The sequence below is a fragment of the Streptomyces lincolnensis genome (assembly GCF_001685355.1).
GTDB lineage: Bacteria > Actinomycetota > Actinomycetes > Streptomycetales > Streptomycetaceae > Streptomyces > Streptomyces lincolnensis.
Window position 1 is genome coordinate 2,068,472 of the sequence record NZ_CP016438.1, and the last position, 20,796, is coordinate 2,089,267.

Annotated in this window: 21 protein-coding genes and 7 tRNA genes; 10 read left to right on the top strand and 18 right to left on the bottom strand. The window is 70.6% G+C overall.

Translation table 11 applies throughout. From position 1 onward, the window contains the following. Positions 1 to 83: 83 nt before the first annotated feature. Positions 84 to 809: a 3'-5' exonuclease gene (locus SLINC_RS09095; protein WP_067429064.1), complete on the top strand. Its 726-nt coding sequence runs from the start codon at positions 84 to 86 to the stop codon at positions 807 to 809. Between the two features lie 39 nt (positions 810 to 848). Here the strand turns inward: SLINC_RS09095 and SLINC_RS09100 are convergent. Together SLINC_RS09100 and SLINC_RS09105 are read right to left on the bottom strand one after the other, a co-directional pair. Further along, positions 849 to 920: transfer RNA gene (locus SLINC_RS09100), tRNA-Val, on the bottom strand. 39 nt (positions 921 to 959) lie between these two features. Then, positions 960 to 1,406, bottom strand: a complete 447-nt coding sequence (locus SLINC_RS09105; RefSeq protein WP_067429068.1) for an SRPBCC family protein — start codon at positions 1,404 to 1,406, stop codon at positions 960 to 962. A gap of 84 nt (positions 1,407 to 1,490) precedes the next feature. On the opposite strand from SLINC_RS09105, the gene SLINC_RS09110 reads away from it, so the two are divergent. Continuing rightward, complete coding sequence (locus SLINC_RS09110; RefSeq protein ID WP_079165094.1) at positions 1,491 to 3,962, top strand: SCO7613 C-terminal domain-containing membrane protein; 2,472 nt, start codon at positions 1,491 to 1,493, stop codon at positions 3,960 to 3,962. A gap of 68 nt (positions 3,963 to 4,030) precedes the next feature. On the opposite strand, the gene SLINC_RS09115 is transcribed toward SLINC_RS09110, so the two are convergent. The 7 genes from SLINC_RS09115 to SLINC_RS09145 all read right to left on the bottom strand — a co-directional run bounded on the left by SLINC_RS09115 (position 4,031) and on the right by SLINC_RS09145 (position 11,587). Next, positions 4,031 to 6,766: an exo-rhamnogalacturonan lyase family protein gene (locus SLINC_RS09115; RefSeq protein ID WP_067429074.1), complete on the bottom strand. Its 2,736-nt coding sequence runs from the start codon at positions 6,764 to 6,766 to the stop codon at positions 4,031 to 4,033. 122 nt (positions 6,767 to 6,888) lie between these two features. Continuing rightward, positions 6,889 to 7,488 (bottom strand): hypothetical protein, encoded by a 600-nt coding sequence (locus tag SLINC_RS09120; protein ID WP_067429076.1) that lies wholly within the window; start codon positions 7,486 to 7,488, stop codon positions 6,889 to 6,891. 10 nt (positions 7,489 to 7,498) lie between these two features. Continuing rightward, positions 7,499 to 8,371, bottom strand: coding sequence for a carbohydrate ABC transporter permease (locus tag SLINC_RS09125; protein WP_067429080.1), 873 nt, complete (start codon positions 8,369 to 8,371; stop codon positions 7,499 to 7,501). Continuing rightward, positions 8,368 to 9,324, bottom strand: coding sequence for a carbohydrate ABC transporter permease (locus SLINC_RS09130; RefSeq protein WP_067429081.1), 957 nt, complete (start codon positions 9,322 to 9,324; stop codon positions 8,368 to 8,370). The genes SLINC_RS09125 and SLINC_RS09130 overlap by 4 nt, the downstream gene beginning before the upstream one ends. A gap of 14 nt (positions 9,325 to 9,338) precedes the next feature. Beyond that, positions 9,339 to 10,625, bottom strand: coding sequence for an ABC transporter substrate-binding protein (locus tag SLINC_RS09135; RefSeq protein ID WP_067429083.1), 1,287 nt, complete (start codon positions 10,623 to 10,625; stop codon positions 9,339 to 9,341). Between the two features lie 358 nt (positions 10,626 to 10,983). Then, positions 10,984 to 11,055 (bottom strand) — tRNA-Val (locus tag SLINC_RS09140). A 79-nt stretch (positions 11,056 to 11,134) separates the two neighbouring features. Further along, complete coding sequence (locus SLINC_RS09145; RefSeq protein ID WP_067429086.1) at positions 11,135 to 11,587, bottom strand: TIGR02611 family protein; 453 nt, start codon at positions 11,585 to 11,587, stop codon at positions 11,135 to 11,137. 191 nt (positions 11,588 to 11,778) lie between these two features. On the opposite strand from SLINC_RS09145, the gene SLINC_RS09150 reads away from it, so the two are divergent. Together SLINC_RS09150 and SLINC_RS09155 are read left to right on the top strand one after the other, a co-directional pair. After that, positions 11,779 to 12,192, top strand: coding sequence for an SsgA family sporulation/cell division regulator (locus SLINC_RS09150; protein WP_004002642.1), 414 nt, complete (start codon positions 11,779 to 11,781; stop codon positions 12,190 to 12,192). A 243-nt stretch (positions 12,193 to 12,435) separates the two neighbouring features. Further along, complete coding sequence (locus SLINC_RS09155; protein WP_067429089.1) at positions 12,436 to 12,996, top strand: CGNR zinc finger domain-containing protein; 561 nt, start codon at positions 12,436 to 12,438, stop codon at positions 12,994 to 12,996. A gap of 74 nt (positions 12,997 to 13,070) precedes the next feature. Here the strand turns inward: SLINC_RS09155 and SLINC_RS48435 are convergent, their stop codons facing one another. Both SLINC_RS48435 and SLINC_RS09160 read right to left on the bottom strand, forming a co-directional pair. After that, a complete protein-coding gene (locus tag SLINC_RS48435; RefSeq protein ID WP_170068264.1) occupies positions 13,071 to 13,223 on the bottom strand; it encodes a hypothetical protein in 153 nt (50 codons plus the stop codon). 168 nt (positions 13,224 to 13,391) lie between these two features. Then, positions 13,392 to 13,838, bottom strand: a complete 447-nt coding sequence (locus SLINC_RS09160; RefSeq protein ID WP_067445173.1) for a hypothetical protein — start codon at positions 13,836 to 13,838, stop codon at positions 13,392 to 13,394. 215 nt (positions 13,839 to 14,053) lie between these two features. On the opposite strand from SLINC_RS09160, the gene SLINC_RS09165 reads away from it, so the two are divergent. After that, positions 14,054 to 14,575: a DsbA family protein gene (locus tag SLINC_RS09165; protein WP_107406574.1), complete on the top strand. Its 522-nt coding sequence runs from the start codon at positions 14,054 to 14,056 to the stop codon at positions 14,573 to 14,575. Between the two features lie 21 nt (positions 14,576 to 14,596). On the opposite strand, the gene SLINC_RS09170 is transcribed toward SLINC_RS09165, so the two are convergent. The 3 genes from SLINC_RS09170 to SLINC_RS09180 all read right to left on the bottom strand — a co-directional run bounded on the left by SLINC_RS09170 (position 14,597) and on the right by SLINC_RS09180 (position 17,397). Then, entirely contained in the window at positions 14,597 to 15,421 is an 825-nt protein-coding gene (locus tag SLINC_RS09170) for a GNAT family N-acetyltransferase (RefSeq protein WP_067429095.1), read from the bottom strand. 111 nt (positions 15,422 to 15,532) lie between these two features. Further along, entirely contained in the window at positions 15,533 to 16,354 is an 822-nt protein-coding gene (locus tag SLINC_RS09175) for an aminotransferase class IV (protein ID WP_067429097.1), read from the bottom strand. After that, complete coding sequence (locus tag SLINC_RS09180) at positions 16,351 to 17,397, bottom strand: chorismate-binding protein (RefSeq protein ID WP_067429099.1); 1,047 nt, start codon at positions 17,395 to 17,397, stop codon at positions 16,351 to 16,353. Before SLINC_RS09180 ends, SLINC_RS09175 begins: the two co-directional genes overlap by 4 nt. 178 nt (positions 17,398 to 17,575) lie before the next feature. On the opposite strand from SLINC_RS09180, the gene SLINC_RS09185 reads away from it, so the two are divergent. From SLINC_RS09185 to SLINC_RS09205, 5 genes are all read left to right on the top strand, one after another. Further along, positions 17,576 to 17,648: transfer RNA gene (locus tag SLINC_RS09185), tRNA-Gly, on the top strand. Between the two features lie 37 nt (positions 17,649 to 17,685). Next, positions 17,686 to 17,759 (top strand) — tRNA-Cys (locus tag SLINC_RS09190). A 1-nt stretch (position 17,760) separates the two neighbouring features. Further along, a tRNA-Val gene (locus SLINC_RS09195) sits at positions 17,761 to 17,832 on the top strand. Positions 17,833 to 17,868: 36 nt separating this feature from the next. Continuing rightward, a tRNA-Val gene (locus SLINC_RS09200) sits at positions 17,869 to 17,940 on the top strand. A gap of 34 nt (positions 17,941 to 17,974) precedes the next feature. Next, positions 17,975 to 18,046 (top strand) — tRNA-Val (locus SLINC_RS09205). Positions 18,047 to 18,121: 75 nt separating this feature from the next. Here the strand turns inward: SLINC_RS09205 and SLINC_RS09210 are convergent. The 4 genes from SLINC_RS09210 to SLINC_RS49245 all read right to left on the bottom strand — a co-directional run bounded on the left by SLINC_RS09210 (position 18,122) and on the right by SLINC_RS49245 (position 20,793). Further along, entirely contained in the window at positions 18,122 to 18,448 is a 327-nt protein-coding gene (locus SLINC_RS09210) for a TFIIB-type zinc ribbon-containing protein (protein WP_079164464.1), read from the bottom strand. Between the two features lie 80 nt (positions 18,449 to 18,528). Then, positions 18,529 to 19,521, bottom strand: a complete 993-nt coding sequence (locus SLINC_RS09215) for an aminoglycoside phosphotransferase family protein (protein WP_067429108.1) — start codon at positions 19,519 to 19,521, stop codon at positions 18,529 to 18,531. A gap of 609 nt (positions 19,522 to 20,130) precedes the next feature. Beyond that, the gene (locus SLINC_RS49240) at positions 20,131 to 20,319 is read right to left on the bottom strand and encodes a hypothetical protein (RefSeq protein WP_067429111.1); all 189 of its coding nucleotides are present in this window, start codon (positions 20,317 to 20,319) and stop codon (positions 20,131 to 20,133) included. A gap of 198 nt (positions 20,320 to 20,517) precedes the next feature. Next, entirely contained in the window at positions 20,518 to 20,793 is a 276-nt protein-coding gene (locus SLINC_RS49245; protein ID WP_067429116.1) for a hypothetical protein, read from the bottom strand. Positions 20,794 to 20,796: the final 3 nt, after the last annotated feature.

Genomic DNA, 20,796 nt, shown 5'->3' on the forward strand with positions numbered 1-20,796 from the left:
TACGGCGCAAACAGCCCGGGTATCACCAAACGGGCAGAAGACGGTGCGTCAGCTGCCGTGGGTGAACGAGGGGTTGTGAAGGTATGACGTGCTGGTACGAAGGGCCTCTGGCCGCCTTCGACACAGAGACCACGGGCGTCGACGTCGAGACCGACCGGATCGTGTCGGCCGCCGTCGTCGTCCAGGACGCTCCGGGGTGCCGGCCGCGGGTGACCCGCTGGCTGGTGAATCCGGGTGTGCCGGTGCCCGCCGCGGCGACGGAGGTGCACGGGCTGACGGACGACCATCTTCAGCGCAACGGCCGCTGGCCCGCGCCGGTGATGCAGGAGATAGCGGAGGCGCTCGCCGAGCAGGCCGCGGCGGGCCGGCCGCTGGTCGTGATGAACGCGCCGTTCGATCTGACGCTGCTGGACCGCGAGTTGCGGCGCCACCGCGCCTCGTCCCTGGACCGCTGGTTGGAGGCGACCCCGCTCCACGTGCTCGACCCGCGGGTCCTGGACAAGCATCTGGACCGCTACCGCAAGGGCCGCCGCACCCTCACCGACCTGTGCGCGCACTACGACGTGGAGCTGGAGGGCGCGCACGACGCCGGGGCGGACGCGCTGGCCGCGCTGAACGTCGTCCGCGCGGTGGGGCGGCGTTTCGCGGCCCGCCTGGAGCGGCTGAGCCCGGCCGAACTGCAGACCCTGCAAGCCGTGTGGCACGCGGCGCAGGCCCGTGGCCTCCAGGCGTGGTTCGCGCGCAGCGGCACCTTCGAGGTGGTGGACCCGGCGTGGCCGCTGCGTCCGGATCTGCCCGCCGCGGCATGAAGAAGGCCGGTCCGCGAGCTGCGGACCGGCCTTTCCCGGTGGGCGATACTGGGTTCGAACCAGTGACCTCTTCGGTGTGAACGAAGCGCTCTCCCACTGAGCTAATCGCCCGGGAACGCATTGAACAATACAGGTCCCCGCGGGTTTCCTTCAAACCGCTTGCAGGTGACCGCGCAGTCCGCGCCGCCCGGACCGCATCATCAGCCAGTGGTTGGCGCGGAACACCGGCCGCCCCGGTACGGCGAACCGCCTGAGCAGCGGCTTGTTGACGGTCACGACCTGTTCGTAGCGGGCGAGAGTGCCGGCGCCGTTCCCGGTGATCGTCCAGCGTGCCCAGCCGTCGATGTCCCCGGACATCGCGATCTCCAGCACCCCGGCCGCCGGGTCGCGCCGCACCTCGCGCGCGGTGAAGGTCACGTCGTACGGCAGCAGGGAGCGGATCCGGATCGCCCCGCTCGTGTCGTCGATCCGGGCGATCTCGCGCACCTGGCGCCACCAGCGCGGATAGTCCTCGGCGCGTTCCAGGGCGGCGTAGACGAGGGCGGGCGGCGCGGGCAGGGTCCACCGGCTGCGGAAGCGGTAGCGGGTCCAGTCCATGAGCCGAGTGTGGCACCGGATCTGAGTACGGCATGAGTACGCGCACTCATGCCGTACGACGTGACCCGGACCACACTCCAGGGCATGACGCACATCCCGCCGCCGACCGAGGAACTACGGCTCCTCGACTCCGAGCTGTGGCAACTGGACGCCCGCCGGGCACAGTTGCTGGCCCGCCGCGCCTGGCTGGTCGCTGCCCTGCACCAGGCCCAGCCGGCTCCTTCGGCTCCCGCGCCACGGCCGGTGTCCGTCGCGCCGCCCCGTCCCGAGGCCTCCGCGCCGCGCGTCCAGAACGTGCTGCTCCTGCTCGGCGGGGTGCTGTTGACCATCGCGGCGATGGTGTTCACGCTGGTCAGCTGGGGTCACCTCGGGATCGCCGGGCGGTCGGCGGTGCTGGGAGCGGTCACCCTGGCCGCGCTCGCCGCGCCGGTGCCGCTGCTGAAGCGGGGCCTGCGGTCGACGGCCGAGTCCCTGGCGGGTCTCGGTCTGGCGCTGACGGTGCTCGACGCGTACGCGCTGCACGAGGTCGCTCTCGCGGGCACGGACGGCACGGCGTACACGGCGGTAGCGTCGGCGGTGCTCGCGGGCGTCTGGCTCGGGTACGGCCTCCTGCCGGGCTCGACCGCTCTGCGGCTGCCCCTCCCCGCCGCGCTCGTCGCGGCCCAACTCCCGCTGCTGCTCTGGGCGCTGGCCGCGGACGCCGGGGCCCACGGCATCACGGCCGCGCTCCTGGTGACGGCCGCGCTGGACACCGCTGTGGCACTGCGAATGCCGTCCGGGTCCGTGCGCGTCGTCGCCGCCGTCGGCGCCTACGCCATGGGGTCCTGGGGCGCACTGGCCGCCGGCTGGCTGTCCTGGACGGCCACCGGCCCGAGCGCCGCCGCCCGTGCGGCGGCGCTCCTCCTCCTCGCTGCGGCGATCGCGGTGGGCGCGGCCTGGCCGGGTGGCCGTACGGCCCTCCAGGGGGCCGGCGACGCGGCGGCCCCGGGCAGGCCTGTGGTCGGCGCGGACCAGGCCGTCGGCCTCGCCCTGGCCGCCGGGCTGCTCGCGGTCAACGCCGTCGGCGGCACGGCGCGTACCGTCCTGCCGGACACGTGGACGGTTCCGGCTTATCTGGCCTGCGGGATCGCCCTGTTGGCGGTGGTCCGGGCCGGCCTGTTGCCGGACGCGCTGCGGCGCGGGGTGCTGTGGGCCTCGGGTGCCGTGCAGGCACTGGCGGTGCTGTGGGCGCTCCCCGTCGTGGGTGTGGCGGTGCTCGGTCCGGGCGCCTGGGTGGAGCGGGCGTGGAGCGGGGCCCCGGCGGACATGCGCGCCGCGGTGACTCCGGATCTGCCCTGGCCGCCGGACGCGACGGCGGTGCCCGTCGTCCTGGCCGCCGTGGCGATCGTGCTCGCCCTGGCGGTCCGTGACACGGCCTGGCACCCCAGGGCACTCGTCGGCGCGCTGTGCCTGTCCTGGACCACGGTCCTGACCCTGCCCGCGGTGCTGGAGCTCCCCTACACGGTCGGCCTGTTGGTCTACGGAGTGACGACAGCCGGCGCCCTGGCAGTGGCGACGCTCGCCTCCCCGACCACCGCCCCAGCGTCGGAGACACCACAGGCCGCGCACATCCGGCTCACGGCCACCCAGCTCGCCCTGGTGACCTCGCTCAGCCTGGCCCTGCTCTCCCTCGCCTCGCAGACCGCGACCCTGACCGTGCTCTCCCTGCTGACGGCGCTGTTCGCGACGGCCGCGACGCGTGCCCGGATCGCTCCCTTCACGGCTCCGGCCGCACTGGCTCACGCCACCGCCCTGGCCTGCGCGACCGGCGCCGCCGCGGGCTGGACAACTGCTTCCACCGCCCTGCTCGTGCTGGTGGTCCCCGCAGTCGCCGCCCTGCTCGCACCGCGGCTCGACGGCCCCCGCACCACCGTGCCGGTCGAGGCGACGGGAGCCGCCGCCGCGCTGCTCGCGATCGGCCTGGCCGTCACCGACCCGCCGCTGCTCGCCCTGGTGCTGGCCCTGTGCGGAGTGATCACCGCGGGCACCGCGGTACGGCCCGACCGCCGTCCCCTCGGCTACGCGGCCACCGCCCTGTTCGTCCTGGCCACCTGGGTACGCCTGGCGTCCTGGGACATCGGCACCCCGGAGGCGTACACGCTCCCGGTCACCGTCCCGGCGCTGCTCGTCGGTGCCCTTCGGCGCCGCCGGGACCCGCAGGCGTCCTCCTGGACCGCGTACGGCCCCGGACTCGCCGCGACCCTCGTGCCGAGCCTTCTCGCGGCCTGGGGCGACCCGGGCTGGACGCGTCCACTGCTCCTGGGCACGGCGGCCCTGGTGGTCACCCTCCTGGGCGCCCGGTACCACCTCCAGGCGCCGCTCGTGCTCGGCGGCTCGGTGCTCGCCCTGGTCGCGCTCCACGAACTCGCCCCGTACATCGCGCAGGTGGCCGGTACCCTCCCCCGTTGGGTACCGCCCGCCCTGGCCGGCCTCCTGCTGCTCGCCCTGGGAGCAACATACGAACAACGCCTGAGGGATGCCCGACGAGTGCGGAACATCCTGACGAAGATGCACTGAGGCGCCCCTTCAGGGGCGCGGGGAACTGCGCGACCAGCCACTACGGACCCGCAGTTCCCCACGATCCGTTACGGCATCTTGTCCCCGAGAAGCGCCAGATTCTCAATCGCGGCCAAGCCGTACAACGCCGTGTCGTTCGTAGCCACCCACGCCGCCTCACTCCCCGGCACCAGCGCCATGGGCCCGCTCAGCTTCTCCGTCCTCCACGGCGAAGCCTCCTTGTACCCGTCGGAGTTGTAGAACTTCTCCCACGCCCGCTTGGCGAGCTTCTCGTCCCCGGTCTGCACCGCCGCGTAGGCGTCCAGTCGCGAGTGCCCCTGGAAGAGCAGCAGGTTCCCGAAGTTGGACCCGTACCGCGCCGCCTGCTCGGCCTTGGTGGCGTTGAAGTAGCGGCAGTAGTCGAAGTACGCCTCGTTGAACTTCGGCATGTCGACCAGGTCGATGAGCTCGGCGCACAGTTCGTTGAGCCCGAACACGGCGGACAGGTGGGACACCCCGACCACGGGCTGCGGGGCGACCGCGAACCTGCCGGTGTCGAGGTCGTACAGACCGGTCCCCTGCACGAACCCGTTGGGCTGCGCGGCGATCGTCTCCATCGTCGACAGCACCCGCGCCCTGGCCTTCTCCCACTTGGGGCCCTTGCGCTCCCACTCGGTCAGCCAGGCCGACACCAGACCGCTCCAGTCCGTACCGAAGCCGATCGACAGCGCGTGCCGGTCGGGCGTGTACGGCTCGGTGCGGATCTTGCGGATCGGGTCGAGGACGAGGAACGTCTCGTCGGAGTCGACGTTGGCGTGCATGAGGTCGCCGACCCGCTCGTCCGCGGTGAGGAAGTAGTAGTAACGGCGATACGTCGTGTTGGCGATGCGCTGCTGCTTGGCGCTGTCGGCGTAGTGCTGCACACCGTGCCGGGTGCCGAGTCCGGCCCACTTGCCCAGGTGGTAGACGTCGACCTCACCGGTGTGCCGGGTCATCGCCTCGGCGAAGCGGAAGATGTCCGAACGGCCGGACCTGAGGTAGGCGAACCAGAGCCAGAGGTCCGGGGACAGCTCCGAGTTGTCCCAGGCGTAGCCGCCGATGTCGTACCGCCACTGGTGCCGCACCGTGTCGTAGGTGTGCATGATGTCGCCGTAGTCCCAGAAGCCGTACCAACGGCGCTGCTCCACCTGGTCCTTGTAGTAGGTGAAGAGGAAGTCGAGGTGGTCCTCGATCTTCGCCTTGGCGGGCGTGGAGCGGTCCGGCTCGGAGTACAGCTTCGGGCCGAAGACCCCGGCCTTGATGAGCTGCTTGGGCGGCGCGGCCAGCTGCGGCAGCACCCGTACGGCCTCGACCTGTTCGGCCAGCTTCTCGGCGCTCGGCGTCGACTCGTTGGCCCAGAAGAGGAGTTCGGAGGTGCGGGCGATGCCGTAGGGGGTGCCGAACTCGGGCTCGTAGTCCTCGTAGGTGATGTTGAGGCCTTCGAGCTGTTCGGCGAAGGTGTCCTGGCCCATGCCGTCGTGGTAGAAGCGCAGGTCCATGGGCTGCGCCTCGGGCGACCAGAGCCAGAGGGTGACCTCGGCCTCGTCGGTCTGGGCGTCCCGGATGTCGAGCTGGGCGGGGAACTTCTCCCAGAAGTCCCTGAGGCCGAAGGAGAATCCGCCGCTCGCGCCGCCGACGTAACCGAAGCCGGACGCCCGCCTGCCGCCGCCGGCGCCGATCCAGCCGTGGCCCTTCTTGGTCCGCTTGCGCAGGCCGAAGCCGTCGGCGGAGAGCTGGGAGAGGGTGTAGTCGCCCCACTCGGGGATGTACTGGAGCCGGGTCGTCACCCGCTGGTCCCAGGTGGCCGGGTCGGGCAGCTTCTGGCCCGCGTACTGGGCCGCCTGGACGGCCGCGCCCGGGTCGCGGCGCAGTCCGGTGATGCCCTTGACGGCCTCGCGCAGCAGACCGGTGCCGTCGCCGCCGATACGGATGTGGCGGTCGTAGGACTCGTCCCGCATCGGCACGGTGAAGCGGACGCCGAGACCGCGGATGAAGTCGCCGCTCGCCTTGCCGGGCTCCTGGGTGCCGTCGAAGGTGATGGTGTGCACCATGCGGAAGGAGTCGGCGCCGGCGTAGAAGTAGAGCCGGATCGAGAACGGCAGCCAACTCCGGTTGCCCTTGCGGTGCTTGCCGTCGATGCGGACCACCGCGCGGACCGGGCCGTCCTGCTCGACCTCGACCTTGGAGATGGCCCCTTCGAAGCGCTCGGTCTTGACCGCGCCCTGGTCCTCGTCCTCGATCTCGGGCTGGCGGATCAGCACGAGCCGGCCGTTCTTGGCGATCTCGGTGGAGCCCCGGGTGACCGACTTGACGAGGGTCGCGCCCGACTTGCCGATCTTCGCGGTGATGACCCCGGTGGAGACCGTGATCGTGCCACCGCGCTGGTCGACGGTGACCTTCTTCTCCGGTACGGCGGCCTCGCCGGCGGTGAGGGTGAGCTTGCCGTTGCCCGAACTCACCGCGTGGGCGGTCCACTTGAGGGAGCCGTCCGGCCAGTAGGCGAGGGGCCAGGACTGCGCGGGCACGGACTTCCCGTCCGCGTCCGTCACCGCGAACTTCTGGTCCTCCTGGTAGGTGCCCTTCGGCCAGGGCACGCCCACGGTGGAGCCGGGCGCGGCACCGAGGCCGCCGTCCTCCAGCCAGTCGAGGGTCACGGGGTCGGCATCGGCGTCGGCGGCTCTCGGCGCGGCCTGCGCGTCCTTGGCCCCTAGCGCCCAGCTGAACTGCGCGGCGGCTCCGGCGACGGCGGCCGCCTTGAGGATCGACCTGCGGGGGATGGGAGACATAGAAGTCCAGCCTTTCCTTCCGTGCGGGGATGCAGAGGGTGGTCAGGGGCATGGGTGGTCAGGGGCATGACACAGAGAGGTACGACGCCCGGGGCGCCGACCTGGTGCGAGGGCACCGCCCGTCAGCGGTGCCGGTACCGCTCTTCCACGGCGACGGCCGCCGCCGCGACGGCTCCCAGGACGGGAACCGCCAGCGGCGCGACGAACATGGCGGACAGGACCACGACCGCGAGCCCGCACACGACCAGGAAGGTGCCGGCGGGATCGAGCACGGTCCGCCGCCCGGCGTCCGCGAGCAGCGCCCGCCAGGACGCTCCCGGCGTCCAGACGGCGGCCGCCCTCAGACAGGCCACGACGAGCGCGATCAGCGCGAGGATGCCGACGGCCCCGACGAACCGGCCGCCGGGAATCCCGGCCCGCGCGGCCATGACGTCCACCCAGACCGCGACGACCGCCCCCCAGCCGAGGAGCCCTACGACCCACCCGCCGCGCAGCGCGGCCCGGAAGTCCGTGACGAACTCCCGCAGACCGCCGCCCTCGTGGGTGGTACGACGCCGCAGGTGCCGTGCGCCGGCGGCGAAGGCGGCCGGGTAGGTCACCACACCGAGACAGGCGACGGCGATCCACACCCCGGTGAGCAGGGACTCGGCGAAGACGGAGAACCGCTCGCCGAAGACGAGCCCCCGGCGCGGGGAGCGGGCTTTCACACGCGCTTGGGCCATGGTGACCGCCTCACTTCAGTCCGGACGTCGCCATGCCGTCGATGAGGTAGCGCTGGAAGGCCATGAAGAAGGCGATGACCGGCACCAGAGCCACCAGCGACATCGCGATCATGCTGCCGTAGTTGGAGATGCCCTCCTGGTCGCGGAACATCATCAGACCCAGCGACACGGTGTACTTCTCGGGGGTGTTGAGGTAGATCAACGGCCCCATGAAGTCGTTCCACGCGTTGATGAAGGTGAAGATGGCGCTGGTGATGATGGCGGGGCGGCTCAGCGGCAGCACGATGGACCAGTAGGTCCTGAAGTGCCCGCAGCCGTCGAGCTTGGCCGCCTCGTCCAGCTCGCGCGGCAGCCCGCGCATGAACTGCACCATCAGGAAGACGAAGAAGGCTTCCGTGGCCAGGAACTTGCCCGCGACGAGCGGCACCAGGGTGTCGGTGAGCTCAAGGTTGCGGAAGAGCACGTACTGCGGGATGAGCAGTACGTGGTACGGCAGCAGCAGCGTGCCGATCATCAGCGTGAAGAGCAGGTTCCGTCCCGCGAACCGGATCTTGGCGAAGGCGTAGGCGGTCAGCGAGCTGGACACCACGACACCGACCACGGCGAGGACCGCGTACATCAGCGAGTTCCAGAAGAAGCTGCTGATGGGGATGCCGGAGATGCCGTCGCCGAGCCCGGAGAAGTTCGCCCAGACCGGCTGCGTGGGCAGCAGGTCGATGCTGGCGATGATGTCCTTGCTGGGCTTGAACGAAGCACCGACGACCCAGATCACGGGATACAGGACGACCGCGAGGACGGCGAGCGCGCCCAGGTGCCAGGCGATCGATCCGGTGCGCCGCCGCTCGTTGGGGGTGCGCACGACAGGCGTGCTGACACTGGTCACTTGGCGGCCTCCTCGTAGTGCACCCACTTCTTCTGCGACCAGAACAGGACCGCCGTGACGAGCGCCACCGCGATCACCAGCGTCCAGGCCATCGCGGAGGCGAAGCCCATCTGGGCCTCCTTGAAGCCCTTCTGGTAGAGGTAGCAGGTATAGACGAGCGTGGCGTCGGCGGGCCCGCACCGGGTGTCGGAGACGACGTACGCGGAGCCGAACACCTGGAACGCGTGGATGGACTCCAACAGCACGTTGAAGAACAGCACCGGCGAGATCATCGGCAGGGTGATGTTCCAGAACCTCCGGAGGGGTCCGGCCCCGTCCACCTCCGCGGCCTCGTACAGCTCCTGCGGCACCTGCTTGAGGCCGGCCAGGAAGATGACCATCGGTGCGCCGAACTGCCAGATGCTCAGGGCCACCAGGGCGTAGATGACGTAGTCCGGATTGCCGATCCAGCCCCCCACGTCGAGGCCGAAGATCTTCTGCGTACGGTCCACGACCGCGTCGTCCGAGAACAGCGCCCGCCAGACGAAGCCCACGGAGACACTGGCGCCGATGAGCGAAGGCATGTAGAACGCGGCCCGGTACACACCCTGTCCGCGCCGCTTCTGTGCGAGCAGCAGCGCGACGCCGAGCGCGAGCAGCAGCTTCAGCGGAGTGGCCACGACGACGTACTTGAGGGTGACCTCCACCGACTTCTGCCAGCGTGGGTCCTGGAACATCGTCGTGAAGTTGTCGAAGCCCACCCACTCGGGCGGTGTGAACAGGTTGTACCGGGTGAACGCGTAGTACAGCGACGCGATCATCGGTCCCGCCGTGAGCAGCAGGAATCCCGCGATCCACGGCGACATGAAGAGATAGCCGGCGAGGTTCTCGCGGCGCCGCCCGCGCCGCCCGGCGGCGGGAGCGGCGGGCCGCTTCCCGGCCGGGCGCGCGGGCGCTTCCTTGACGAGCGTCATGGTGGTACGTCCCCTCAGCCCGCGAACGCGGCCTTGGCCTCGCTGAACAGCGTCTTGGCGGCGTCGGCCGGCTTGGTCTTGCCCTGGGAGACCTCACCGCCGATGCGCAGGAACGCCGCCTCGATGACGTCGGCACCGGACGGGTGCGGGGTGATCTTCCCGAGCACGCCCGCCTTGGCGACCTCGTCCTCGTAGGCCGCGACACCCTTGTTGTTGGGGTCGGTGGGCTTGAAGGCGTCGTACTGCTCGGTCGTGGCGAGGATGCCGCGGTCGTAGCCCATGATCTTGCCGACCTCGGGGTCGTGGACCATGAAGCTGATGAACTGCGCGACCTCCTTCGGGTGCTTGGTCCCGGAGAAGGCGCTCATCATCAGCGAGCCGAGGTACTGGCCGGTGTCCTTGCCGTCCGTGGTGGGGATCGGCGCGAGCCCGTAGTCCGACTCGCCCTCGCCCTCGTAGCGGATGGAGAAGTTGTCCCAGGTGAACTCGGACGCGGCGAGCCCCGCCGAGAGACCGGACTTCGGCTTGGCCTGCTCGATCTTCTTCGGGTCGGCGACGAGCCCGGACCTGACGCGCTTGTAGCCGTCCTCCCACCACTGCGTCAGATCGTCCTCGGTGAAGCCGAGATCGGAGTCGGTGAAGAAGGCCTTGCCGTTCTGGCGCAGGTACAGGTCGTAGAGGTACATGATGGCGAAGTAGCCGGTGTCACCGGCGATCTTCAGCTTGTCCTGGATCGTCTGGAGCGCGGCGAAGTACTCGTCCCAGGTCCAGCCGAACTTCGGCTCGACGCCCGCCTTCTGGAAGGCCTTGAGGTCGATGACGAGCGCCATGGTGTTGGCGCCGACGGGTACACCGATCTGCTTGCCGTCGACCTGACCGTTCGCCAGAACGCCGTTGCGGAAGTTCTTCAGGTCCAGATTCCCGGCGTCCGCCTGCGGCTTGAGATCCATCAGAACACCGCGCTTGTCGTACTTGCGCAGGAAGCCGACCGCATTCTGGAAAACGTCCGGCGGATTCCCGCCGGAGGCCTGGGTCTGGAACTTCTCCCAGAACGCCTCGTAGTCGGTGAATTCAGGCTTGATCTTGATCTTCGGATACTTCTTCTCGAAGAGCGCGATCGCCTTCTTCATGGCGATGGTGCGCGGCTCACCGCCCCACCACGCGTAACGGAGGGTCACGTTCCCGTCTCCGGAACCGCTCTCGCCCCCACACGCGGTCGTCGCTCCCAGCCCGACCGTGGCCACCGAGGCCCCGGCCACCTTCAGGACCGTTCGTCTCTCAACATTCCTGCTGGTTCCCATGGTTGGGCCCCCTCCCCGCAGCTTCATTGCCGCCTGCATGAATCGTTTCAAGTAAGCGCTTGCTGGCACAAGCTACGAGGGGCCTCGTGGTGCGTCAATGATTCGGACAGGATTTTCTTGCGGAACGGCGCGGCAAGTTGACGGCCCGCCAGGACCCATCCGGACCACCGTCGGCTCAACTGCGCAGGTGGGAGGCGTGCGATCGACCGGCCGAACGCGAACTGGCCGCCTGGGCACGGATGTTGATCGGCCAGAACTCGCCTGCCCCGCCCGGCGCCGTCGCGAGGGTACGCGGGCGCGCCGGCGGACATACGACGACGGCCCGTCTGCTGTCTCGCAGACGGGCCGTCGGTCCGGGTGGGCGATACTGGGTTCGAACCAGTGACCTCTTCGGTGTGAACGAAGCGCTCTCCCACTGAGCTAATCGCCCGGACGCAGGAAGAAGATTACCCCATGTCAGGGGGTGCGCGTGACCGACGGACACCGGCGCGGGCACCCCCTGCGCCGGATCACTGGTCCTTGATCTTCCAGGGCATCACGAGCCCGAACTTCCACAGGTAGATGCCGACGATCACACCCACGATCACCAGGCCGATCGACGTCAGAATGATGTTGCGCCGCCGCACCTTGGGATCCAGGGCGCGCTGGGCGGCCTCGGTGACCTTGCGCTTGGTCCAGCGCAGCACCAGCTGGGCCCAGACGAACTCGGTCGCCCAGATGGCCATGCCGCCGAAGATCACCACCCAGCCCGGGCCGGGCAGCGGCAACATGATGATGCCCAGGATCACGACCGCGAGGCCGATGATGAAGATTCCGACCTGCCAGCTCAGGTGCAGCATGCGGCGGGCCTTGATGAATTCCGGCGCCTTGGAGCCGAGCCCCCGCTCGTCACTCGCCCCGTCCGCCTTCGCCTTGTCCGCCGCCACGGCAACCTCGCCCGGCTCGTCACTCCCCGTATTCATACGGCCAAACCCTACCGGACGGAAACCGGTCACCGGAATGGTCGTACGGTGCGAACGCACTCTCGGCCGGAAGAGTTACGTAAAGGCACGCAAAACACTCAGAGGGGTTTACAACGGCACCGTAGGTGGCATGTCGATTTCGCCGACGTGCGAATCCCCGAGCGCACACTGAGCGAAAGGCCCTGGCGCTTATGAACACCACGGTCAGCTGCGAGCTGCACCTGCGCCTCGTTGTGTCGAGCGAGTCATCCCTGCCTGTCCCCGCAGGCCTGCGGTACGACACGGCCGACCCCTATGCCGTGCACGCCACCTTCCACACCGGAGCCGAGGAGACCGTCGAGTGGGTGTTCGCCCGCGACCTCCTCGCGGAGGGCCTCCACCGGCCCACCGGCACCGGCGACGTCCGAGTCTGGCCGTCGCGCAGCCACGGTCAGGGCGTCGTCTGCATCGCCCTGAGCTCTCCGGAGGGCGAGGCGCTGCTCGAGGCCCCGGCGCGCGCCCTGGAGTCCTTCCTGAAGCGGACGGACGCCGCCGTACCCCCGGGCACCGAACACCGTCACTTCGACCTCGATCAGGAGCTCTCACACATCCTTGCGGAGAGCTAGACCGAGGCCGTTCAGAGCCGCCCGGCGCCGTCCACTCGGGGAGACGGCTCGGGCTCAGACAACTGCATACGGTTGGAGCCGGCGCCGTCACCGTGAGTCATCACGGTGACGGCGCCGAGCCGTGTGCGCCGTGGCCGGGACCGCTACCCCTGCGGGCGGCGCGACTGCCCCGGTATGGGTGGAGCCACTACCATCGGCCAGCATCGGCGGGCGGCCGCCCGCCTCCAGGCCAGGGAGCGAAACGTGCTGATCACCCACGACACCCGGTGCGCCCTCGACACCGTGGTGGATCTGGTGAACACCGCACCGGAGGACGACGCGACCCCGGACGCGCTGCCGGATCTCGCGGCCCTCGAGGATTTCGTACGAAGCCACGAGGTCAGTGACGTCGGAGTGCTCTCCGAGCTCGACCTGACGGCGGTGCGCCAGGTCCGGGGCCTGTTCGCCGCGGTCTTCGCCGCCCCGGACGCCCGCGCCTCGGCCGGCCTGATCAACGACCTGATCGCCGCCGCGGGCACCACCCCCCGGCTCACGGACCACGACGGCTACGACTGGCACGTGCACTACTTCGCCCCCGGAGCCTCCATCGCCGACCATCTGGCGGCCGACTGCGGGATGGCGCTGGCCTTCTTCGTGGTGGCCGGGGAGCAGGAGCGGCTGCGCCGCTGCGAGGCGCCGGACTGCCGGCGCGCCTTCGTGGATCTCTCCCGGAATCGCTCCCGGCGCTACTGCGACAGCCGCACCTGCGGAAACCGGCTGCATGTCGCCGCCTACCGCGCGCGGCGCAAGGAAGCGGCGGGCTGACGCCCGGACACCGGGCCTCACCACGGATGGCGACGTGGTCCCCGGCGGGTGGCGCCGGGAACCACGGGTACGGCTCAGAGCAGCAGCAGATCGTGCAGCGCAGCCATGAGCAGCAGACACCCGATCACCGCAAGAAAGATCATCAGCGGTGGCTGGGAAAGGGCGAAGAGGCATCCACGCGGCTCGTCCTGCGGCGGCGCGGTATCGCTCTGTGTCGTGTCCAGCATCTCGCGGCGATGATGACGCAGTGGGCCGGCCCTGCGCGATCAACACGCCCGGATTGAGCGGGAGTTCGCCGATTTCCGTGATGTCCGGTTCGGGTCTTGATCACTTCGGGACGGCCGGGGACCTCACTGTGTCGTTTCAGTCCTCATGCACCGGACCTCATGCGCAGGTCATATGCCGTGCTTCTTGAGGATGGCCTCGATGTCGCTGAAGTCCTCCGTGGCGGTCTCGGTGCGGGGCCGCTTCGCGGGCTGGGCCGCCGGACGGGCGCCCGCGCCCAGGGAGGGTGCCGAGGCCGCCGGGGCCACCGCCTCGCGCTGTGCGCCCTTGGCGGCCGCCCGGCGTTCCTTGCGGGTGCCGCCACGGCGGCGCTCCACCGCACGCGTGCTCGTGAACAGCAGCCAGGACGCGCCGAGCACGCCGAAGCCCGCCCACGCCGTCGGACTGAGCGCGGTGTCCGCCAGCCACTCGACCACGCCGGTCATGACCAGCCCGATCGGGACGAGCGAGTACGCCGCGATACGGGTGGCCGCGAGGAATCGCTTGCGGTACGCCGTGACCGCCGCGATGCCCAGGCCGGCCGCGGAGACGGCGGAACAGACGGTCTCGGCAATCATCCGGTCCTCCAGGCAGGCTCGGTCGAGCGAGGCGGTTCGTCCCTTCCATCCTGCACCCGCCGCACCCCGCCGTGCCATGGTCCGGCGGGACATCAGGGACATCTCCGGGTCGGCTCCTCCGCAGGTGCCGGTCCGAGTCCTACGACCGGCGGTGGACGCCGTACCCGGTCCGGGTCCGATTCGGCCCCGCGAACCCGGGCTGGGAGACTGTGACCATGAGCGACTCCTCCCCCGTCCGTCCCGCCACCCCCGTCCTCGACGTGTGGTGCGAACTCCAGTGCCCGGACTGCCGCGACGCCCTGGACGACCTGCGTGTCCTGCGCGCCCGCTACGGCGACCGGCTGGAACTGCGGCTGCGGCACTTCCCGCTGGACAAGCACCGGCACGCCTTCGCCGCCGCGCAGGCCGCCGAGGAGGCCGCGGAGCAGGGGCAGGGCTGGGCCTACGTCGAGGCGGTGCTCGCCAACGTGGCCGAGCTGGACCGCCGGGGCGAGCCCTTCCTCGTCGACGTGGCCCGCGAACTCGGCCTGGACGCCGAGGAGTTCGACACCGCGCTGATCGACGGCCGGCACATCCTGATCGTGGACGCCGACCAGGCCGAGGGCAAGGCGATCGGCGTCACCGGTACCCCCACCTACGTCATCGGCGGCGAGCGACTCGACGGCGGCAAGAGCCAGGAAGGGCTGCGCGAGCGTGTCGAGGAGATCGCGGACCGGCTGCTGGCCGAGGGCGCGTGATCCTCGGAGCAGCTCCTTGAATCAGAGCAGTTCCTTGAACACGTGATGGGTGATCGTCTCGTAGCCGAGTGAGGCGTACAGCCGCTCGGCGGGGCCGTTGCCCGCGAAGACGTTCAGACGGATGGCGGGCCACCCGGCCTCGACGGCCTGTGCCTCCGCCGCCAGCATCAGGCTCCGGCCGTGCCCCCGGCCCCGGTGGGCCTCCTCGGTCTCGACGTCGTAGACGAAACCGAGCCCGTCGCGGGCCGCCAGCCACAGTGTGCCGACCGGGGTCCCCTCGTGCTCCAGGACGCTCAGGAGCATGCCCTCGGTGTCCGGGCCGTCGGGCAGCATCTGGTCGTGGTCCTTGTCGGCCTTGGCGCGGGCCTCGCTCTCGGGCACCCCGCGGGAGATCCAGCTCTGCGCGTACTCCTCCTTCGCGTGCACCGTCCAGAGAGCGAACTCCGCCTGGGTCATGGGCCGGCTCCGGCTCCCGGCGGGCAGGGCCGGCGCGCCGGCGCCGACGGTCTTCGCCATCAGCCGGTTGCGGACGACGTACCCGAGGGCGGTCGCCAGTCCGAGCGCGGTGCGGGCCTCGGCGGGCACCGCCGCCTCGATCCGCCGGCACCCCCAGCCGCGCGCCACCTCCTCCGCGGCGAGCGCGGCCACGGTGCCCCGGCCGCGCCGCCGGTCCGGCTCCTCGATCCGCAGGTCCGTGATCAGGGCCACCTCGGCGCCGAAGGTCGGGGAGGTGCCGAGGTGTATGTCGCCGACGGGACGGCTGTTCACGCACACCTGGAAGCGGCGTGAACGCGTCCCGTCGGCCGCGCGCTGAAGCGGCTCGATCGGCCGCAGGGTCGTGGTCATCAGAGGTGTTCTACCCGCTGCCGACCTCCCGGTCAGCCGAATATCCCCCGGCTTTCCCCGATCTCCGCGATGCTCACGGGCTCTTCGGCATCCCCGCGGACCGCGCACCGCCTACGGATCGAGGTCGTCGCCGGACCGCTCCTCGAAGGTCCGCATGGCCTTGGCGGTCACCGGGCCCGGGCCGCCCGGCAGTTCGCGGTCGTCGACGCGGTGGACGGCCTGGACGTCCCGCAGGGTCGAGGTCAGGAAGATCTCCTCGGCCCGGTCCAGGACGTCCAGCGGCAGGTCGGTCTCCTTGGCGCCCGTCCACTCGATCGCGAGGGCGCGGGTGACGCCCGCGAGACAGCCGGAGGCGAGCGGCGGGGTGTGGATCTCGCCGTCGAGGACGACGAAGACGTTCGAACCCGTGCCCTCGCACAGCTGTCCGACGGTGTTGCCGAACAGCGCCTCGGAGGCCCCGTGCTCGCGGGCCCGGGACAGCGCGACGACGTTCTCCGCGTACGAGGTCGTCTTCAGGCCGGTCAGTGCGCCGCGTTCGTTGCGGGTCCAGGGGACCGTGATCACGGCCGTGGAGTCGGGGCGCCGGGCCGACTCGCCGAGCGCGACGACGAGGGTCGGTCCCTGCTCTCCGCGGTCGGAGCCGAGCGGACCGTGGCCCCCGGTGTAGGTGACGCGCAGCCGCCCGAGCGGCATGGGGTTCGCCTCCAGGACGGCCGCGCAGGCACGGCGTACCTCGTCGAGGTCGGGGGCCGGCAGGCCCAGGCCCCGCGCCGAGCGGGTGAGCCGGTCGAGGTGACGAGTGAGCGCGAAGGGCTCGCCGTCGACCGCCTTCATCGTCTCGAAGACGCCGTCGCCCACGGTCAGCCCGTGATCGAAAACGGAGACGCGGGCGGTCTCGATCTCCTGCAACCCGCCGTTGAGCCAGATCTTCACGTGGTCGGTCCCTCTCCGCTGCCGTCGTACGTCCCCGACGCTACCGCGAGCAGTCGGGAGGCCTTCAGTTCGGTCTCGTGCCATTCGGCCTCGGCGTCGGATCCCCAGGTGATCCCGGCTCCGGTACCGAAGCGCAGCAGACCGGCAGGGCGGTCGATCCAGAACGTCCGTATGCCGACGGCCAGCTCGCCGGTGCCCCGGTCGGCGTCCACCCAGCCGATCCCGCCGCAGTACGGCCCTCTCGGCACCGTCTCCAGCTCCTCGATGATCCGCAGCGCGCTCGACTTGGGCGCCCCGGTCACCGAACCGGGCGGGAAGGCGGCGGCCATCAGCTCGGGCCAGCCGGCCCCGTCCCGTAGCTCCCCGCGCACCGTGGAGACCAGATGCACCAGGCCGGGATGCTTCTCCACGGCGCACAGGTCGGGGACGGTCACACTGCCCGTGGCACACACCCGGCCCAGGTCGTTGCGGACCAGGTCCACGATCATCACGTTCTCGGCGTAGTCCTTGGCCAGCAGGTCCGCCTCGGTCCGCCCGGTCCCCTTGATCGGCCCGGAGACGACCGTACGGCCGTCCCGGCGCAGGAACAGCTCGGGGGAGGCGGTGGCGATCTCCACCCCGTGACCGGGCAGCCGGATCGTTCCTGCATACGGCGCCGGGTTACCGCGGGCCAGCAGGGCCGTCAGGGCGTCCACGTCGGCGCCGGGCGCGACGGGCGCCGACAGCACGCGGCAGAGGTTGGCCTGGTAGACCTCCCCGGTCGCGATGTACTCCCGGATCCGTGCCACCCCGGCCATGTACGCGGCGCGATCGAGGGAGGACGTCCAGTCACCGACGGCCGGTCCCCGCCAGGCCCCCGGCACCGGGGCGGGCACCCGCTCCTGTCGTACGTCCCGGAAGCGGGCGCAGGTCACACGGCCCTCGAAATCGGCGGTCACGGCCCAGAAACCGGTGGAGTCCAGAGCCGCCGGATCGCTGGTGACGTCGAGGAGCCCGGTGGCGGTACGGTCGCCGAAACGGGCGAGAGCAGGGAGGTCGTGCACGCAGCCGAGTCTATGGCGCGTGTCCGGCAGGTGACCTGGTCATGTCTCCTCGGGACCCGTACGCACGTCTGTGAGCAGGCGCAGGGCAGCACGCTGCGCAAACGCGTTTTTGTGCTGGCCCCGGAATCCGCTAGAGTTCAACTCGTCACCGGGACGCGTGAGCCGACCGAAACGACAAGCGGACGTAGCTCAGTTGGTAGAGCGCAACCTTGCCAAGGTTGAGGTCGCGAGTTCGAACCTCGTCGTCCGCTCGAAGGAAGTGGGGGACCCCGGTCCCCATACACTCCTGGTGGAGTGGCCGAGAGGCGAGGCAACGGCCTGCAAAGCCGTCTACACGGGTTCAAATCCCGTCTCCACCTCCAAGGACGATTAGCTCAGCGGGAGAGCGCTTCCCTGACACGGAAGAGGTCACTGGTTCAATCCCAGTATCGTCCACTGGATCTTCCGGCTCCTACGGCGAGATCCGAACCCGCGCGATTAGCTCAGCGGGAGAGCGCTTCCCTGACACGGAAGAGGTCACTGGTTCAATCCCAGTATCGCGCACGCAGTGCTCACGACCCTTGAGTCGTGGTCCCGAGGACGATTAGCTCAGCGGGAGAGCGCTTCCCTGACACGGAAGAGGTCACTGGTTCAATCCCAGTATCGTCCACACACCGAAGCCCCCGGCCCTCAGGTCGGGGGCTTCTTCGTGTGCCGGTCGACGCGTGCCGGTCGACGTCAGCTGTCAGCTGGAGAACAGCATGTGGCCGAAGCCGCGGTTGCGCTGGTGGCCGTGGTGGCCGCCGTGTCCGCCGTGGTGACCGCCGTGCTGCGGGGCGCCCCAGGCGGGAGCGGGGGGCGCGGACGGGTACGGGGAGGACGCCGCCGGGTACTGGGGAGCGGCCGGAGGCGGCGGGACGGCCGGGCCTCCGCCCCACTGGGACTCCAGGCGGGTCAGGGCCTCCAGCTCGCCGTAGTCGAGAAAGATGCCGCGGCAGCCGCTGCACTGCTCGATCTGGACACCGTTGCGGTTGTACGTGTGCATCGGCGCATGGCACTTCGGACACTGCATGATCGGCTCAACTCCTCGCCGGTTGGTCCTGCTTCGCGTTACGCCAGGACAGACTCTGTCCGGCTCCCGTCGGTTGCACCCTACGCGGGGAAACCCGAGGTCAACTCCGGCGGGGTGGATCCCATTCGGTCGCAGGCGTCGACCAGTGCCTGCTCGACGTCGTCCAGGGGGCGGCCCGCCGCTACGGCCTTGGTGATCGACCGGGCCGCGGTCTGCGCGGTGAGGGCGCGGGCCGGGACGTCCAGGGTGGGCCAGGGGTCGCCGTCCGCGGGGACGGCGGGGCCGCCGGCCGTGCGGTAGGCGGTGAGGAAGCGGGTCCACTCGTCGGGGGTGAGCAGGCCGCAGGCGTACCAGGCCGCCGGGCGGGCGAGGTCCCAGGCGGGGGGTCCCGTGCCGAGGTCGTCGACGTCGATCAGGCGCCAGGGGCCGTCGGGGGCGGGGTGGCGTACGAGCTGGCCGAGGTGGAGGTCGCCGTGGCAGAGGGTGGTGGTGTCGGGCATGGGGGTCTCGGCGCGGGCCCAGGGCGGGAGGGTGTTCCAGGCGCGGAGGACGGGGGCGGTGGCGGTGGCGGGGTGGGGGGCGGTCGTGGCCGTGGCCGTGGTCGCGGTCGTCCGGAGGCGGGCGATTGCCTGGGCGGCCTTGAGGGGGCCTCGCATGGGGGGTAGGCCGGGTGGGATGGACCGGGTGGGGGTGCGGTGGAGACGGGCCAGGAGGGTGGCGGCCTCTTCCCAGGGGGCGACGTCCGGGGTGTTCGGGTCCACGGGGGTGCCGTACGGCCAGAACGTGACCAGGCGGCCGTGGAGGTGGGTCGGGGTGGGGGTGAGTGGGGGCAGGAGGATGTCGGGGAGGTGGGTGGCCGTCGTGAGGCGGGGGGTGAGGGTGGTGGGGTTGGTGTCGGGGGCGTGGGCTTTGGCGACGGTGTGGGCGTGGCGGACGACTGTGGCGTCGGGGCGGTCGGTGAGGGTGGTGGTGTCTGTTGCGTCTGTTGCTCCGCAGGGGCAGGCCGTGGTTGCCGAGTGGGCCTGGGCTCTGACTCGGGTGGTGAGTTCGGTGAGGAGGGGGTGGGGGGTCACGGGGCTCCTGGGCGCGCGGGGGTGTTTCGTTCGTGAGGGTACGCAGGGGTGGGGGGTGGTGTTTCTTCGGTGCGCGGATTCTTTCGCCCCCGCCGCCCCTACCCGTCCCATCCCCAGGAGCTGCCGCCCCTTCGACCCCGCCGTCCCAAGGGGCTCCGCCCCCTGGACCCCCGATCGGCCCTCAAGGGGCCTCGTCCTCAAACGCCGGACGGGCTGAAAGTGGCCGGGGTGGGTGGGGGACCGGGACGGCAAGAAACCCGGCCTCGGACGCCGGACGGGCCGAAAGGACGGGTGGGTGGGGGATCGGGACGGCAAGGAGCCCGGCCTCGGAGGCCGGACGGGCTGGAATGACCCGGGCCGGCGATGAGACGTGCCAGCCTCTTTCGGGTGGGGATCGGGACGGTGAAAGCCCCGGCCTCGGACGCCGGACGGGCTGGAGGTGCCTGGGGTCGCGTTCAGAGGTTGTGCGGGGTGGATGAGGGCAAAGCAATGCCGGCGCAGCTCCCCAGCTGCGCCGGCATTTTTGCCGTCCGCCGCACCCCCGTCCCCACGGGGTTTCATGGGTGGATGTCCCCGCCCGGACCGCTCTTCCGGGCCTGGGGTCGCCGCTCAGCGCCCCAGCATCACTCCCACGGACGACGCTTGTGTGGACACTGTCTCCCAGCCGTCGAAGACGAGGAGGAGCAGTGCCGCCAGGGGAAGGGCCATGAGTGTCGCCACCAAGGGGTGGCGACGGCCCGGGCGGAGCGTTTCGTGCTCCTTTGTGCGGATCATCGTCCGCGGTGCCGTGTGGGCCATGGTCCCTCTCCTGACCGTTCTCTGTTGTGGTTGGCAGCGGCGGGTGTCTGACCTCGGGGGACGAGTGCTGCACCCGCCGCTTGACCTCAAATCTAGGCGTCCGCCGCTGTCAGGGCGTCATGCCCTCGTACCGATTGCCGGGCCTCCCGGAGGATGAGCCATGACCTGCGGAGTACTCCCCTGGGTGGAGACCGGGACCTAGGTCTCGGGGTCTTCCCGGAGGGGTCGTCCGGAGTGCCCCGCTTTCTCTGAGGTGTCCTCGCGGGGAATCGGCTGCTCGACGAGTGCCAGGACCCTGGTCGCCATGAAACGGGCCGTGCGGACCACGGAGCCGTTTCGGGTGACTTCGCTCACTTCTACGACGCCTCGGCGTACCGCTGTCTCCACGCGGCGGCCCGCCCTGCTCGCCACCACCTCGTATGTGCGTGTCGTGTCCCCGGCGTCCACGACTATTTCCACGCGATCACCCTTCACGGG

What these genes read in the sequence shown, in the direction of transcription:
- SLINC_RS09095 (WP_067429064.1), top strand. Translation starts at nt 84, where the DNA reads ATGACGTGCTGGTACGAAGGGCCTCTGGCCGCCTTCGACACAGAGACC.
- SLINC_RS09105 (WP_067429068.1), bottom strand. Translation starts at nt 1,406, where the DNA reads ATGGACTGGACCCGCTACCGCTTCCGCAGCCGGTGGACCCTGCCCGCG.
- SLINC_RS09110 (WP_079165094.1), top strand. Translation starts at nt 1,491, where the DNA reads ATGACGCACATCCCGCCGCCGACCGAGGAACTACGGCTCCTCGACTCC.
- SLINC_RS09115 (WP_067429074.1), bottom strand. Translation starts at nt 6,766, where the DNA reads ATGTCTCCCATCCCCCGCAGGTCGATCCTCAAGGCGGCCGCCGTCGCC.
- SLINC_RS09120 (WP_067429076.1), bottom strand. Translation starts at nt 7,488, where the DNA reads ATGGCCCAAGCGCGTGTGAAAGCCCGCTCCCCGCGCCGGGGGCTCGTC.
- SLINC_RS09130 (WP_067429081.1), bottom strand. Translation starts at nt 9,324, where the DNA reads ATGACGCTCGTCAAGGAAGCGCCCGCGCGCCCGGCCGGGAAGCGGCCC.
- SLINC_RS09135 (WP_067429083.1), bottom strand. Translation starts at nt 10,625, where the DNA reads ATGGGAACCAGCAGGAATGTTGAGAGACGAACGGTCCTGAAGGTGGCC.
- SLINC_RS09145 (WP_067429086.1), bottom strand. Translation starts at nt 11,587, where the DNA reads ATGAATACGGGGAGTGACGAGCCGGGCGAGGTTGCCGTGGCGGCGGAC.
- SLINC_RS09150 (WP_004002642.1), top strand. Translation starts at nt 11,779, where the DNA reads ATGAACACCACGGTCAGCTGCGAGCTGCACCTGCGCCTCGTTGTGTCG.
- SLINC_RS48435 (WP_170068264.1), bottom strand. Translation starts at nt 13,223, where the DNA reads ATGCTGGACACGACACAGAGCGATACCGCGCCGCCGCAGGACGAGCCG.
- SLINC_RS09160 (WP_067445173.1), bottom strand. Translation starts at nt 13,838, where the DNA reads ATGATTGCCGAGACCGTCTGTTCCGCCGTCTCCGCGGCCGGCCTGGGC.
- SLINC_RS09165 (WP_107406574.1), top strand. Translation starts at nt 14,054, where the DNA reads ATGAGCGACTCCTCCCCCGTCCGTCCCGCCACCCCCGTCCTCGACGTG.
- SLINC_RS09170 (WP_067429095.1), bottom strand. Translation starts at nt 15,421, where the DNA reads ATGACCACGACCCTGCGGCCGATCGAGCCGCTTCAGCGCGCGGCCGAC.
- SLINC_RS09210 (WP_079164464.1), bottom strand. Translation starts at nt 18,448, where the DNA reads ATGCAGTGTCCGAAGTGCCATGCGCCGATGCACACGTACAACCGCAAC.
- SLINC_RS49240 (WP_067429111.1), bottom strand. Translation starts at nt 20,319, where the DNA reads ATGGCCCACACGGCACCGCGGACGATGATCCGCACAAAGGAGCACGAA.